Annotated in this window: 11 protein-coding genes; 6 read left to right on the forward strand and 5 right to left on the reverse strand. The window is 70.6% G+C overall.

Translation table 11 applies throughout. From position 1 onward, the window contains the following. Window positions 1-25: 25 nt before the first annotated feature. The 6 genes from AB0J58_RS37070 to AB0J58_RS37095 all read left to right on the forward strand — a co-directional run bounded on the left by AB0J58_RS37070 (window position 26) and on the right by AB0J58_RS37095 (window position 7,675). Complete coding sequence (locus AB0J58_RS37070; protein ID WP_364224651.1) at window positions 26-1,570, forward strand: sugar ABC transporter ATP-binding protein; 1,545 nt, start codon at window positions 26-28, stop codon at window positions 1,568-1,570. Further along, on the forward strand, window positions 1,563-2,525 hold the full coding sequence (locus AB0J58_RS37075; RefSeq protein ID WP_364224653.1) for an ABC transporter permease: 963 nt from the start codon (window positions 1,563-1,565) through the stop codon (window positions 2,523-2,525). The genes AB0J58_RS37070 and AB0J58_RS37075 overlap by 8 nt, the downstream gene beginning before the upstream one ends. Next, window positions 2,522-3,535, forward strand: coding sequence for an ABC transporter permease (locus AB0J58_RS37080; protein WP_364224655.1), 1,014 nt, complete (start codon window positions 2,522-2,524; stop codon window positions 3,533-3,535). Before AB0J58_RS37075 ends, AB0J58_RS37080 begins: the two co-directional genes overlap by 4 nt. Then, window positions 3,528-4,415, forward strand: a complete 888-nt coding sequence (gene lsrF / locus AB0J58_RS37085) for a 3-hydroxy-5-phosphonooxypentane-2,4-dione thiolase (RefSeq protein WP_364224657.1) — start codon at window positions 3,528-3,530, stop codon at window positions 4,413-4,415. The genes AB0J58_RS37080 and lsrF overlap by 8 nt, the downstream gene beginning before the upstream one ends. Window positions 4,416-4,484: 69 nt before the next feature. After that, the gene (locus tag AB0J58_RS37090) at window positions 4,485-6,143 is read left to right on the forward strand and encodes a glycerol-3-phosphate dehydrogenase/oxidase (protein WP_364224659.1); all 1,659 of its coding nucleotides are present in this window, start codon (window positions 4,485-4,487) and stop codon (window positions 6,141-6,143) included. Continuing rightward, window positions 6,140-7,675, forward strand: coding sequence for an FGGY family carbohydrate kinase (locus tag AB0J58_RS37095; RefSeq protein WP_364224661.1), 1,536 nt, complete (start codon window positions 6,140-6,142; stop codon window positions 7,673-7,675). The genes AB0J58_RS37090 and AB0J58_RS37095 overlap by 4 nt, the downstream gene beginning before the upstream one ends. 206 nt (window positions 7,676-7,881) lie before the next feature. On the opposite strand, the gene AB0J58_RS37100 is transcribed toward AB0J58_RS37095, so the two are convergent. The 5 genes from AB0J58_RS37100 to AB0J58_RS37120 form a co-directional block, all read right to left on the reverse strand. Beyond that, entirely contained in the window at window positions 7,882-8,889 is a 1,008-nt protein-coding gene (locus AB0J58_RS37100) for a LacI family DNA-binding transcriptional regulator (RefSeq protein ID WP_030908950.1), read from the reverse strand. Window positions 8,890-8,923: 34 nt separating this feature from the next. After that, on the reverse strand, window positions 8,924-10,348 hold the full coding sequence (locus tag AB0J58_RS37105; RefSeq protein ID WP_343966063.1) for a GH1 family beta-glucosidase: 1,425 nt from the start codon (window positions 10,346-10,348) through the stop codon (window positions 8,924-8,926). Then, window positions 10,345-11,169 (reverse strand): carbohydrate ABC transporter permease, encoded by an 825-nt coding sequence (locus tag AB0J58_RS37110; protein WP_364224665.1) that lies wholly within the window; start codon window positions 11,167-11,169, stop codon window positions 10,345-10,347. Before AB0J58_RS37110 ends, AB0J58_RS37105 begins: the two co-directional genes overlap by 4 nt. A gap of 71 nt (window positions 11,170-11,240) precedes the next feature. Further along, window positions 11,241-12,218 (reverse strand): sugar ABC transporter permease, encoded by a 978-nt coding sequence (locus AB0J58_RS37115; protein WP_343966067.1) that lies wholly within the window; start codon window positions 12,216-12,218, stop codon window positions 11,241-11,243. Between the two features lie 82 nt (window positions 12,219-12,300). Further along, the gene (locus AB0J58_RS37120) at window positions 12,301-13,653 is read right to left on the reverse strand and encodes an extracellular solute-binding protein (RefSeq protein WP_364224663.1); all 1,353 of its coding nucleotides are present in this window, start codon (window positions 13,651-13,653) and stop codon (window positions 12,301-12,303) included. Window positions 13,654-13,996 lie beyond the last annotated feature (343 nt).

The following is a 13,996-nucleotide window of genomic DNA, read 5'->3' on the forward strand; positions in this document are numbered from 1 at the left end:
GGGAAGGCACAGGGGAGGCTGCCTCATGCACGTCGACAACTTCGCCGCGAAGCCGCACGCGGCCTCGCGGAAGGAAGGCGGGAGACCGTCCGGGCAGCAGCCCGTCGTGATCGCGAGAGGCGTGACCAAGACGTACGGGCGCACCCGGGCCCTCACCGGTGTCGACCTTGAGGTCCGGGCCGGCGAGGTGCTCGGCCTCGTCGGCCACAACGGAGCCGGCAAGAGCACGCTGATGCGGGTCCTCGCCGGGCTGGAGGCCTGCGACGAGGGCACGGTCACGGTGTGCGGGCGCGACGCCTCCTCGGGCGAGGCCGGGCCACGGGCCGGGGACTTCCGCGGCGTGCGGATGGCCTACCAGGAGACGTCGCTCTGCCCCGATCTCACGATCGCGGAGAACATCTGGGTCTCCTCACGGCACTGCCTTCCCCGGATGGGCTGGCGGCGGGCGGCCGGTAACGGCGCCCGGCGCAGGCTCGACGAGATGTTCCCCGGCCACGGAGTGACACCGGGCGACCGGGTCGAGGACCTGTCACTGGCCCAGCGCCAGATGGTCGAGATCGTCCGGGCCAGCCTGGTCGACCGGCTCGACCTGCTGATCCTCGACGAGCCCACCGAGTCCCTCGGCCCGGACGCCGCGCGCTCGCTGTACGACTACGTCCGAACCCTCACCGCGGACGGTGTCGCCGTGCTGCTCATCTCGCACCGCATCCGGGAGATCCTCTCGGTGGCCGACCGCGTCGCAGTGTTGCGCGACGGGGCGGTCATCGCCGAACGGCCCGCGAGCGGACTCGGCGAGCACGACGTACTGACCCTGATGGGGGCCGAGGTCGCCATCAAGACCGAAAACGAGCGGGTCACGGCCGAGGGCGCCGCCGGGGACCGGCCGGTGCTGGCCGAAATGCGCGGCACCACCGCTCCCGGACTGCGCGACGTCTCCCTGCGGGTCGGCGTGGGCGAGGTGGTGGGCCTGGCCGGGCTGGCCGGTCAGGGCCAGCAGGAGGTGCTCGAACGCCTGTGGCGCCCGGTGCGGCGCGACACGAAGGTACGCGGCACCCGGGCCTACGTGCCGGGTGACCGGCAGCGCTCGGGGGTCCTGCCGCTGTGGAGCGTGGCGGAGAACCTCGTGGTGAGCGCGATGCGCGGTATCGCGCGCCGTGGCCTGCGCCGCCCCGCCGAGGAGCGCGCGGTCGTGCGCGACTGGGTCGAGCGCCTCGCGATCCGGGGCGGCCCGGACGCGGCGATGACCGACCTCAGCGGCGGCAACCAGCAGAAGGTGATCGTCGCGCGGGCCTTCGCCTCGGCGGCCGACCTCGTCCTGCTCGACGACCCCTTCCGGGGGGTCGACGTGCACACCAAGACCGATCTCTACGGCCTCATCCGCCAGGAGGCGGCCCAGGGCCGGAGCGTTGTCTGGTATTCGAGCGAGAACGCCGAGATGGCCCACTGCGACCGGGTCTACGTCTTCCGGGCCGGCCGGGTGGTCGCGGAACTGACCGGGGCGGAGATCTCCGAGGAACGGATCATCGCCGTCTCGTTCGCCGAGTCCGATGGAGCGCAGAACCATGAGTGAGACCCTCGTGCCGGCCCTGCTGCCGAGCCGGGCGCGGATGCGCCGGACGGCCCCGGCCGTGGTCAGCGCCGTCGCCATGATCGCGATGATCGCCGTCTGCGCGTCGCTGCAGCCGGACGTGCTGAGCGTGTCCGGGCTGTCGCTGGTCCTCTCGGCGACCGTGCCGCTGGTCATCGCGGCCCAGGCCCAGATGACGCTGATGGCGGTCGGTGACATCGACCTCGGCATCGGCAACTTCGTCGGCCTGATCACTGTGATCACGGCGACCAAGCTGGTGACCGACCCGCTCGTCGGGGGCTTGATCCTGCTCGGGCTCGTCGCCTCCTACGCCGTGCTCGGCATTCTCATCCACCTGCGCAAGGTGCCGTCGCTGATCGCCACCCTCGGCGCGTCGTTCGTCTGGCTGGGGCTGGGCATGTTCGTCCTGCCGACACCCGGCGGAACGACCCCGGAGTGGCTGGCGGCCTTCGGCATGTGGCAGCCCGCCGGGTTCCCGGCGCCGCTGCTGCCGATCCTCCTCGTCGCCGCGCTGGCCTACCTGCTCAGCGCGCGCAGCACCCTCGGGGTCCGGATGCGCGCCCTGGGCAGCAACCCGGTGGCCCTGGAGCGGGCGGGCCTGCGCCCGCTGGCGTCGCGGGCCATCGCCTACACCGCCGCGGGCGCGCTCGGCGTGCTGTCCGGTCTCGTGCTGGCGTCCCAGACCGGGGGCGGCGACGTGTCGTCGGCCTCCAGTTACACCCTCATGACGGTGGCGGCGGTGATCCTCGGCGGCGGCTCCTTCTACGGCGGCAGCGCCGTGCCGTGGGGAGTGGTGATCGGCGGCGTGACCCTCGGCCTGGTCAGCGTGGTCCTCAGCCTGCTCGATGTGCCGACCAACATGCAGTCGGCGGTTCAAGGCGTGATCGTCCTGGCCGTGCTCGCCGGACGTGTCCTGGTCGGAAAGGTGCTGCGATGAACATCCGCGCGCTCGTCGCGCGTCCGTGGATCTGGGGGTTCGCCGCCGCGGCGCTCGTCTGGCTGATGATCTTGGCCATCTCCGGGCAGGGGGGCGGCCAGACGGTCTCCCTGGCTCTGTCCCTGGCGCCCTACCTGGTCATCGTGGGACTCGGGCAGATGCTCGTCGTCACCGCCGGCCCCGGCAACATCGACGTCTCCGTGGCGCCGATCATCTCCCTCGCCGGATTCGTCTCGGTGTTGGCGGCCTTCTCCACCGGCTCGGCGACGGTGGGCGTCCTGGCGGGCGTCGGCGCGGGTCTCGTCATCGCGGCGATCAGCACGGTGGCGATCCTCGGTCTGTCCGTTCCGCCGATCATCGCCACGCTGGCCGCCGGGCTCATCGCCTCCTCGGGCACGCTGTCGCTGGCGAACGGTTTCAGCGCGGTGCCCGACCCGGGGCTGCGGAGCCTGCTCAACCTGCGACCGGCGGGCGTCCCCGTCCTCGCCGTGGCCATCGTGGTGGTGACCGCCCTGGTCATCGCGCTGCTGCGCGGCACGACCTACGGCCGTTCGCTGATCGCGGTGGGACAGAACCGCCGGGCGGCCGAGCGCGCCGGAATCCCCGTCGCGCGGATCATCGCGGTGACCTACCTGGCCAGCGGTGCCCTGGCCGGCCTGACCGGAGCCCTGCTGGCCGCCTACATCGCACCCTCCGCGGACCTCGGCACGCGCTACCTGCTCGACTCGGTGGCCGTCGTCGTGATCGGCGGAACGCTCATCTCGGGCGGACGGGCCGTGCCCGTCGGCGTCTGGGGCGCCGCACTCTTCTTCATCCTGCTGGACGGCCTGGTCAACCTCGTCGGCTGGAGCAGCGCGGCGCAGAACATCCTCAAGGGCGGTCTGGTGCTGCTGGTCCTCTTCCTCGCCGGTGGCGGTGACCGTGTCGCCGGCGCACCATCCCGTTTCCGACGACGGCCGCGGCCCGCGGCCGTCACCACCACAACCACTGGAGAGAACACCCATGGCTGACACCGACGGTCTGCTCGACGCCCGCGACTTCGGCGGCGCCGCCTCCGTGACCGGCGGCTTCCACGTCAAGGGCGCACAGGCCCAGGACTGGGGCCTGCAGAACCGGCTCGCGCGCATCTTCAAGGCCGACACCGGCCGGACCGTGATGCTCGCGTTCGACCACGGCTACTTCCTCGGCCCGATGGCCGGCCTTGAGCGCATCGACGTCAACATCGCCCCGCTGGTGCCCGACGCCGACGCGATCATGCTGACCCGGGGCGTGCTGCGCACCAGCATCCCGCCGGCCACCGACGCCGGCATCGTGCTGCGCGCCAGCGGCGGCCCGAGCGTGCTGCGCGACCTCTCCGACGAGCACATCGCCCTGGACATGGAGGACGCGGTACGGCTCAACGCCGCGGCCGTGGCCATCCAGGTCTTCGTCGGCAGCGAGAACGAGTCGCGGTCGATCGCCAACCTCGCCGCGCTGGTGGACGCCGGCCAGCGGCACGGTGTCGCCGTGCTCGGCGTCACCGCCGTCGGCAAGGACATGGTCCGTGACGCCCGCTACTTCCGGCTGGCCACCCGGATCAGCGCGGAGATGGGCGCGCACATCGTCAAGACGTACTACGTCGAGGAGGGCTTCGAGACCGTCACCGCGAGCTGCCCGGTGCCGATCATCGTCGCGGGTGGCAAGAAGCTGCCCGAGCTCGACGCCCTGACGATGGCCTACCGGTCGATCCAGGAGGGCGCCGCCGGTGTCGACATGGGCCGCAACATCTTCCAGAGCGAGAACCCGGCCGGCATGCTCGCGGCGATCCGCGCCGTCGTGCACGACGAGGTGAAGCCCGAAGAGGCCTACCAGCTCTTCAAGGACCACTCGGCCGCCAGCACCGCGTCCTGACCCTCTCTGGGGCTCGGGCCCCGGCGTGAGACCGCCGGGGCCCGGTCCCGTCATCTCCCGGGAGCTCCCATGTCGCAACAACCAGCCGGATCTGACGACGTCGTAGACCTCGCCGTCATCGGAGCCGGTATCAACGGGCTCGCCATAGCCCGTGACGCCGCCACCCGTGGCCTGCGTGTCGTCGTCGTCGACCGCGCCGACGTGGGCTCGGGAACGTCAAGCACGTCCAGCCGGCTGATTCACGGCGGGCTGAAGTACCTCGAACGCTACGACTTCAACCTCGTGCGGGAGTCGATCCGTGAGCGGCACCTGCTGTTCCGCAACGCCCCGCACCTCGTTCGCGACTACCCCATGCTGATCCCCTCCTACGCGGGTGACAGCAGGCCCGGCCCGCTGATCCGGCTCGGTCTGGCCGCGTTCGACGTCCTGTCGGCGGGGCGCGGGAAAGGCCGCAGCCGCAGCGTGTCCCTCCGCACGGTGGCCCGCAGGTGGCCCGCGCTGTCGAGGCGTGGCCTGCGCGGGGCCTCGCTGTTCCGCGACGCGCAGGTGCCGTGGGCCGAGCGGCTCTGCGTCGAGTTGCTCCTCGACGCCCGGCGGCTCGGCGCGCGGGTGCTCACCCACACCACGGTCACCGGGCTGGTCGTGGAGAACGACCGGGTCGTCGGGATACGGGCCGAGGACAACGCCTCCGGCGCGCGAACCGAGATCCGGGCCGCGATCACGGTGAACGCGGCCGGCCCGTGGATCGACAGGATCCTCGACGGGCAGGTGGCCAGCCGGCGCCTCAACGGCGGCACCAAGGGCAGCCACATCATCGTCGACGCCTTCCCCGGCGCACCCGACACCTGCATCTTCTTCGAGGCGGCCGCCGACCATCGGCCGATCTTCGTCCTCCCCTGGGAGGGCCGCTACATGCTGGGCAGCACGGACCTGACCTACGAGGACGATCTCGACGAGGTCGTCACCAGCGACGAGGAGATCGACTACCTGCTCGCCGAGACCAACCGGATCTTCCCGAGCGCCGGCCTCACCCCCGGCGACGTGCTCTACAGCGTGGCCGGCGTCCGGCCCCTGCCGTACACCGCCGGGGTCTCCGACAACGCCAAGATCAGCCGTGGGCACACGGTGCACAGCCACGCCCCGGCCCACCCGGGGCTGTTCACGGTCATCGGCGGCAAGCTGACCACCCACCGCGCCCTCGCCGAGGACGTCACCGACGCGGTGCTGCGCGTGCTCGGCCGCACGCGCCGGCGCTGCCTCACCCGCTCCCGGGCCTTCCCCGGAGCCGACACCGCCGACTGGCCGACCTTCAGCGCGGACTTCATGCGCTCCTCGCCGCTCACCCCGGCGCAGTCGCGCCGGCTGCTCGACGTCTACGGCGTGCGGGCCCGCAGGGTGCTCGAACTCGCCGAGACGGACGACACACTCGCCGAGGTCGTCGACGAGGAGACCGGCGCGCTCGCCGCCGAGGTGGTCCTGGCGGTGCGCGAGGAGGGCGCCGTGACGCTGGGGGACATCCTGCTACGACGTACCCTGATTGGACTCGGTCCCGACATGGGCCTGAAGGCGGCCGCGGCCTGCGCCGACATCGCGGTACGCCACCTCGGCTGGGATGAGGGGCGGGCCCGTGCCGAGGTCGCCGGCTACGAGGCCGAACTGCGGCGCTTCAGGCCCAGGGTCCTGGACACGCCGGTCAGGACGGGAAGCAGCGACAGGAGGACCTCGTGACAGCCCCGGGCACGTGCTACATCGGCGTCGACATCGGCCTGACGGCCTCGAAGGTCGCGGCCTTCGACACCGAGGGGCGGGAACTCGGCGTCGTGCACGCCCGCACCCCCCGCACCAGCGTGACCGCGCACCGCCACGACGTCGACATGCTCGGGCTGGCCGACACGGTCATCTCGCTGCTCGGCGAGCTCACCGGGAAGCTGGCCGCCGACGGATACATCCCGGCGGGCATCGGAGTGGCGGCCCACGGTAACGGACTGTATCCGGTCGACGCCGCGCTGAGGCCGGTCGGGCCGGCCATCGCGTCGTCGGACAGCCGGGCCCAGCGGATCGTGGACGCGATCCCGGAGCGAGAGGCCAAACGGCTGGCCAGGGAGACCGGCTCCATCCCGTGGGCCGCGCAGCCCGCCGTGCTGCTGCGCTGGCTGCACGACGTCGAGCCGGAGAGCTACCGGGCCACCCGGTGGGCACTGTCCTGCAAGGACTGGGTCACCGCGCAGCTCACCGGCGTGCCGAGCGCCGACTACAGCGACGCCAGCGCCTTCGGCATGGTGGCCCTCGACACCCGCGCCTACACCTCGACGGCGCTGGAGCTGGTGGGGCTGCCGGCGAGCGACCTCGACCGGTTCCCCCCGCTGCGCCAGTCCAGTGACGTGATCGCCGGGCTGAGCGCGGCGGCCGCGGCGCGCACCGGACTCCCCGAGGGACTGCCGGTGATCGCCGGTTGCATGGACTGCGTGGCGGCGACGCTCGGCGCCGGGGGACGCGGCCTCGGGGACGTGACGATCATCGTCGGGACATGGGCCATCAACGGGGCCGTGGTGCCCGCCCGCACCCCGGCACCCGAGGTCACCTTGAGCGCGCTGATGCCCGACCCGGCCACGATGCTGGCCATGGAGGTCGCGCCGACCTCGGCCGCCAACCTCGAATGGCTGGCGTGCGCGTCGGCGCCGCACGACCAGGTCGGCGGCCTGCTCGCGGTGGACCTCCTCAGGGAGGCGACCATGGTGCCGCCGGGCGCGGAGGGCCTGCTGTTCCTGCCCTTCGTCAACGGAGCCCCCGAACACCCCGCGGCGTCGGGGACGTTCCTCGGCATCTCCGGCGTGCACCGCCGAGGGCATCTCACCCGCGCGGTCATCGAGGGGGTCGCCCAGTACCACCGGGTCCAGCTCGACCGGGTCCTGGCCAGCGGAGCCGACATCGGGGACCGGCCGTGGCGGCTGGCCGGTGGCGGCGCCCGATCCGAGGTCTGGGCGCAGATCTTCGCCGATGTGCTGGGGCGGCCGGTCCGCCGTCAGCTCACCAGCGAGCTGGGGGCACGCGGCGTCGCGTCGCTGCTGCCCGCCGCGCTCGGCCACGATCTCCAGCCGTGGTCGGTCAGTGACGAGGACGACCTGTGCGTGCTGCCGGGCCCCCAGCGGGAGGCGTACCTGCGGCACTCGCAGGTCTTCGACCGGACGCTGGCCGGCATGTCGTCCGCCTGGTCGGAGGTCGATCGGTACCGTACCGCCGGTCCCGCCGACGCCGGGTAAGGCCGGGCGGGGGCCGGGCGGTCACGGCCGCCGCGGGGAACCCGCCCGGGACCCGGGCACCGGGCCGTGACCGGGTCAGGGTGAGGCGCGGAGCCGCCGGGACGCGGGCGGGGCGGTGGAATCCCACGGCCCCGCCCGCGTCGTCGTGGTACCGGCCGAGGCCCGACTCCGAATCCGTCCCGCCCGGCTCGCCGAAGGGGACCGCCTCAGGCGGAGGACCGCTCGACCAGGTGGGTGTCGAGTATCACCACCGGCTGCTCCAGGTGCTCGCCGTTGATGCGGGAGACGAGGAGGTGGGCCATCTGCCGGCCCATCGACTCGGTGGGCTGGTGCACGCTGGTCAAGGCGGGGGAGGAGTGCGCCCCGGCGGGCGAGTCGTCGAAGCCGATCACCGCGACGTCGCCGGGGATGCTCTTGCCCTCCTCGCGCAGCACCCGCATCGCGCCCAGCGCCATCGGGTCCGAGGCGGTGAAGACGGCGTCCAGGTCGGGGTTCTCGGCGAGCAGCTTGCGCATTTCGGCCATGCCGCTCTCCTCGCTGAAGTCGCCGTACGCCACGATCTCGCTCAGGCCGGTCGCGAGCAGCGCGTCACGGTAGCCCGCGAGCCGGTCCACGCCCACGCCCATGTCCTGCGTTCCCGCGATGGTGGCGATCCGGCGGCGGCCCCTGCCCAGCAGGTACTTGACCGCCTGTCTGGCTCCGGCCCGGTTGTCCACGTCGACGTAGCTGTAGGGGGTGAGGCCGACAGGGCGGCCTCCGATGACCGTCGGCACGCCCATCGCCTCCAGCCTTCCCGGCAGCGGGTCGGCGCCGTGCAGGGAGATCAGCAGCACCCCGTCGACGTGCTGTCCGGTCAGATAGTGCTCCAGCCGCTCGTGCTCCTGCTTCGACTGGGCCATCGCGAGGATCAGCTGCAGCCCGGTCTCGGACAGTGCGGAACCGATGCCGCGGATGGTTCCCGCGAAGTACGGCTCGTCGAAGACCCGCAGCTCGGACTCCGAGACGACCAGCGCCACGGTGTCCGTACGCCGGGTGACCAGCGCGCGCGCAGCCCGGTTGGGCACGTAGCCCAGTTCCTGGATCGCCTGCAGCACGGCGTCACGGGCCTTCTCGCTCACCTTCGGTGAACCGTTGATGACCCGTGACACCGTTCCTCGGCCGACTCCGGCCAGGGCCGCGACCGCCTCAAGCGTCGGACGACGGTCGCCGTTCATGTGTTTCAGCCCCCCGTGGTGAATTCGCCGGCCTCTATTCTGTCGGACCGTTCAGGCCTCCGCGCCTGATGGTCCCGGCATACCAGAGAGCGCTCTCTTTGGGAACTCTAGTTTGCGTCTCATAGTCGACGTGCACCAGTCCGAACCGCTTTCCGTACCCCCACGCCCACTCGAAGTTGTCCATCAGGGACCAGGCGAAGTAGCCCTCCAGCGGGATCCCCGCCTCGATCGCGGCGTGGCAGGTGCGCAGGTGGGCGTCGATGTAGTCCACCCGGTCGCGGTCGTGGACGACGCCGTCGGGTCCGACGATGTCGTCGAAGGCCGCGCCGTTCTCCGAGATGACCAGTGGGACACGCGGGTACTCGGCGGCCAGCCGCTGCAGGATCTCCAGCAGCCCCGAGTCGTCGATCTCCCAGCCCATGGCCGTCACGGGACGTCCGCCCTCGACGAACGAGACGTGTTCGCTGCCGACCCAGGGGGACCCGGTGTCGGTGGGCGCCGCCGCGGCCGACGCAGCGCCGCCGGGGGTACCGGAGACGGTGAAGCGGCTGTAGTAGTTGATCAGCAGCTTGTCCAGCGGCGTCGAGATGATCTCCATGTCCCCGTCCTGGACGAGCCCGGCCGGTCGGCCGAGGTCCTCCAGCACGTCGGCCGGGTACTCGCCCTTGAGCAGGGCGTCCAGGAAGAAGCGGTTCTGCAGCCCGTCGATGCGGCGGGCGGCGTCCTGGTCGGCCTCGGAGGCGGTCTGCGGCGTGATCGCGTACAGGTTGACGCAGCCGCCGATGACGGTCTCCGGGCGCTGGGCCCGCATGGCCTGCGCGGCCAGGCCGTGCGCGAGCAGCAGGTGGTGGGCGGCGTACACCGCCTTGTCGGGCTCGCGCCGCCCGGGGGCGTGCTCACCCGAGGCGTACCCGAGGAACGCCGAGCACCAGGGTTCGTTGACGGTGCTCCAGTTGCGGACCCGGTCGCCCAGCGCGTCGTGCACGGCCGCCGCGTAGTCGGCGAAGCGCTTCGACGTCTCCCGTGACGGCCAGCCGCCCGCGTCTTCCAGGGGCTGGGGCAGGTCCCAGTGATAGAGCGTCACCCACGGGTCGACGCCCCGGGAGAGGAGCTCGTCGACCAGGCGGCTGTAGAAGTCGACGCCCCTGAGGTTGACGGGGCCGTGCCCCTCGGGCTGGATCCGGGGCCAGGAGATGGAGAACCGGTACGCGCCGAGACCGAGTTCGGCCATCAGCCGCACGTCGTCCCGGTAGCGGTTGTAGTGGTCGATGGCGACGTCGGCGTGCTCGCCGTTCACCACCCGGCCCGGCTGCTTGACAAAGGTGTCCCAGATGGAGATGCCGCGGCCATCCTCCGAGACGGCGCCTTCGATCTGGTAGGCGGAGGTGGCCGCGCCCCAGACGAAACCTGTCGGGAACACCAGATCCGAGGTCTGAATCTGCGTCTCTTGCGTGGTCACGCTTTAACCGCACCTTCCATGAGTCCGCCGACGATCTGACGGCCGAACGCGATGAAAACGATGAACAGGGGGAGGACCGATGCCGCGGTGCCGGTGAACAGCATCACGTAGTCGGTGCCGTGGGCCTGGTTGAGCGCCGCGATCGACGTCTGGACTACCGGGTTGTCCGGGTTCAGCACGATCAACGGCCACATGAACTCGTTCCAGGTCTGCATGAAGACCAGCAGTGCCAGCACGGCCATTCCCGGTCGTAGCGCCGGCAGGATGACGTTCGCGTAGATACGCATGGTGGAGGCGCCGTCGACGCGGGCCGCCTCGACCAGTTCGTCCGGCACCGCCTGGGTGGCGTACTGGGTCATCATGAAGACCCCGAAGCCGTTGACCAGGAAGGGCAGGATCACCGCCTTCAGCTGGCCGGTCCAGCCGAGCGTGACCATGAGCTCGTACAGCGGCACGACGCCCATCTGCTGGAGCGGGACCATCATCGTCACCAGGATCAGGCCCAGCAGGATCTTGGCGCCCCGGAAGCGCAGCTTGGCGAAGGCGAAGCCGGCCAGGGTGGAGATGAGCACCACGGAGAGGGTCACGGTGACCGAGACGATGGCCGAGTTCACCAGGCCGGTCATGAAGTAGGCGTCCTCGGTGGCCAGGAGCCGCGAGACGTTCTCGCCGAGGTGGCCGCCGGGGAGCAGCGGCGGCGGTACGTCGATGGCCTCCTCGTTGGTCCGGGTGGCCATGATGAACATGTAGTAGATGGGGAACGCCGACAGCACGAGCGCGAAGGCCAGGACGACCTTCGTCAGCGGACCGGCGTCCCAGATGCGGTTGCGCGCGGCCGACTGGCCGGAAGACCGTCGTGAATGCGCCGGGGGCCGCCTGGACTGGATGGCCGTCACTTGGAACCCCCGATACGGCGGGTGAAGGAGTAGTTGATGAGCGTCCCGACCAGGATCAGTGCGAACAGCATCCACGCGGCGGCCGAGGCGTAGCCGAAGTCGAAGTCGCGGAACGCCTCCTTGACGATGAACATGGCCACGGTCTGGTACTGGCCGGTGGCACCGCCGCTCATCGTCGGGTTGCCGTCGAACATGACGGGCTCGGTGAACAGCGTCAGGCCGCCGATGGTGGAGATGAACACGATGAAGATGAGCGTCGGGCGCAGCATCGGGATGGTGATCTGCCAGAACTGCCGCCTGGCCGTGGCGCCGTCGATGGAGGCGGCCTCGTAGAGATCCTTGGGGATGGTCTGCATGGCGGCCAGCAGGATGATCGCGTTGTAGCCGGTCCAGCGCCAGTCGATCATGGTGGAGATCGCGATCCACGCGGACCACTTCTCGTTCTGCCAGTTGATCGCGTCGGTTCCGAAGAGGCCCAGGAACCAGTTGATCATGCCGTAGTCACGCCCGTACAGCTGGGTGAAGACGACGGCGACGGCGACGACGGAGGTGATCAGGGGCAGCAGCACGCCGAGGCGGAAGAAGAGCCGTCCCCGGATGCGCTTGTTGAGCGCGTTGGCCAGCACGAGAGCGAGGACGAGCTGCGGGATCGTCGACATGACGAACATGCCGAGAGTGTTGATCACCGCGTTCCAGAAGGCCTCGTCGGTGATCAGCTCGATGTAGTTCTCGAGGCCGACGAAGGACTTGTCCCCGGCGAGCTCCCAGTCGTGCAGCGAGACCCAGAGGGTGTAGCCGAGCGGGAAGACGCCGAAGATCGCGAAGAGGAGGAAGTACGGGGAGACGAGGAAGTAGGGGGTCGCCCGGAGGTCGAACCGGGCCCATCCACCGCCTCGCTGCGGTCCGCGCGCCCCCGCCGACCGGCGGGGGCCGGGCTGTGGAGGGGCGGCCGGGGAGTCGACGTGCAGTGTCATCAACGGAGCCTTTCAGCGGGGGCAGGCGACCGGCCCGGCGGCGGGATCACCGCCGCCGGGCCGGTGCGGGTCGGTACGGGGATCAGCCCGCTGCCTTGACGCCGGCCTCGACGAACTTGGTCCAGGCCTGGTCGTAGGGGACCGAACCCTGGTCCATGCCCTCGAGGACCTTCTCCACCGCGGTCTTGACCTGGGCGTGCTTCTCGCCGAGGAAGACGGGAAGCAGGTCCTTGACCGACGCGCCGAAGATCTGGCCGGTCGGCGCGTCGTTGAAGAACGGGTTCTTCAGGTCGGCGACCGCCGGGTCCTGCTGCGCCGGGATGGAGCTCGGGAAGGCCGCCGCCTCCTGGAAGGCCATGACGTGGCCCTCCTTGCCGGTGAGGTAGTTCAGGACCTCGGCGGCCTCCTTGGGGTGCTTGCTCTGCTTGGGAACCGCGAGGTAGGAACCGCCCCAGTTGCCCGCACCGCCGGGCACGGACGCGACATCCCACTTGCCCTTGTTGTCGTCACCGGCCGCACCGGAGACCACACCGAGCATCCAGGCCGGGCAGCCCATGGTCGCGAAGCCGCCCTTCTTGATCGCGGCGTTCCACGGCGGGGTGAAGGAGGCGAGCTTGGCGGTCAGGCCCGCCTCGCTGAAGTCCTTCACCGTGTCGAAGGAGGTCTTGATGGCGGGGTTGCTCTCAAGGACGAGCTGGTTGCTCTTGTCGAAGTAGGCGATGTTGCCGTTCTTCGGCGCCTCCTGCGACAGGATCACGTTGTAGAGCGTGTTCGGGCCGTCGAGGAACTTGGGGTCGCTCTTGCCGGGGTTGGCGGCCTTGAACTTCTCGCCGATCGCCTTGAAGGCGCTCCAGTCCGGCCAGAGCTTGCCGACCTCGTCGCGCTCGGTGGGCAGGCCCGCCTTCTCGAACAGGTCCTTGCGGTAGCACATGGTCATGCCGCCGATGTCGGTGCCGAGAGCGAAGAGCTTGTTGTCGGCGTTGATGCCGTTGTCCCACTTGGCCGCGGGGAAGTCGGCCTTGCGGCTCTCCAGCCCGTACTCGGCCAGGTCGGTGAAGAACTGCGGGCGGGCCTTCATGAGGCCCATCGCGCCCTCGTCCAGGGCGATGATGTCGGCCGCGCCGCTGCCGGCCTGCAGACGCTGGAGCAGCTGCGGGAGGTAGACGTCCTCGAACCGGTCGGTCAGGTTCTGGTACTTGACCTGGATGTTCGGGTGTGCCGCGTTCCAGGTCTCCACGGCCTTGTCGTAGCCGAAGTTCTCGCCGCCGCCGAAGGTGTGCACGGTGATGGTCACCGGCTCGGCCGCGGCGGAGGCACCGCCGTCGCCCGCGGCGGGCTTGGCGGGCTCGCTGGAACTGCACGAGGTGATGGCCAGGGCGGTGGCCGCCATGACCGCTACGGCGGCGAGCTTGCCGTGCCGCTTGTCGTTCAACATTTCCGGACCCCTCTCAGGTGGTCGCCCGAATCATTGGGAGGTGACACCGGGGGCCGGTCCCCGACAAACACGGCCTCGCGGTGCGGTAGTTCCTCAATGTGCTTTGGGAGCGCTCCCACGAAGAGTGGACGATGGGCAACCGGGACGTCAATATGCCGAAACTCAACCGTTACATCTGACTGGTTTGCGGGGGACTAAGAGCTTGAAAAGGTGATATACCTCGCATGAGGGCATTTGGGAGCGCTCCCATCCCACGGACATACAGTCGGGGCATTAGTGCCCGGGGCGGGCGGCAGGGCGCCGGGGGCGGAACGCCGTCAGGGGCGCCGCTCGACCGAGCGGC

Origin of the sequence: Streptosporangium sp. NPDC049644 (assembly GCF_040675205.1) — a bacterium.
Classification (GTDB): Bacteria; Actinomycetota; Actinomycetes; order Streptosporangiales; family Streptosporangiaceae; genus Streptosporangium; species Streptosporangium fukuiense.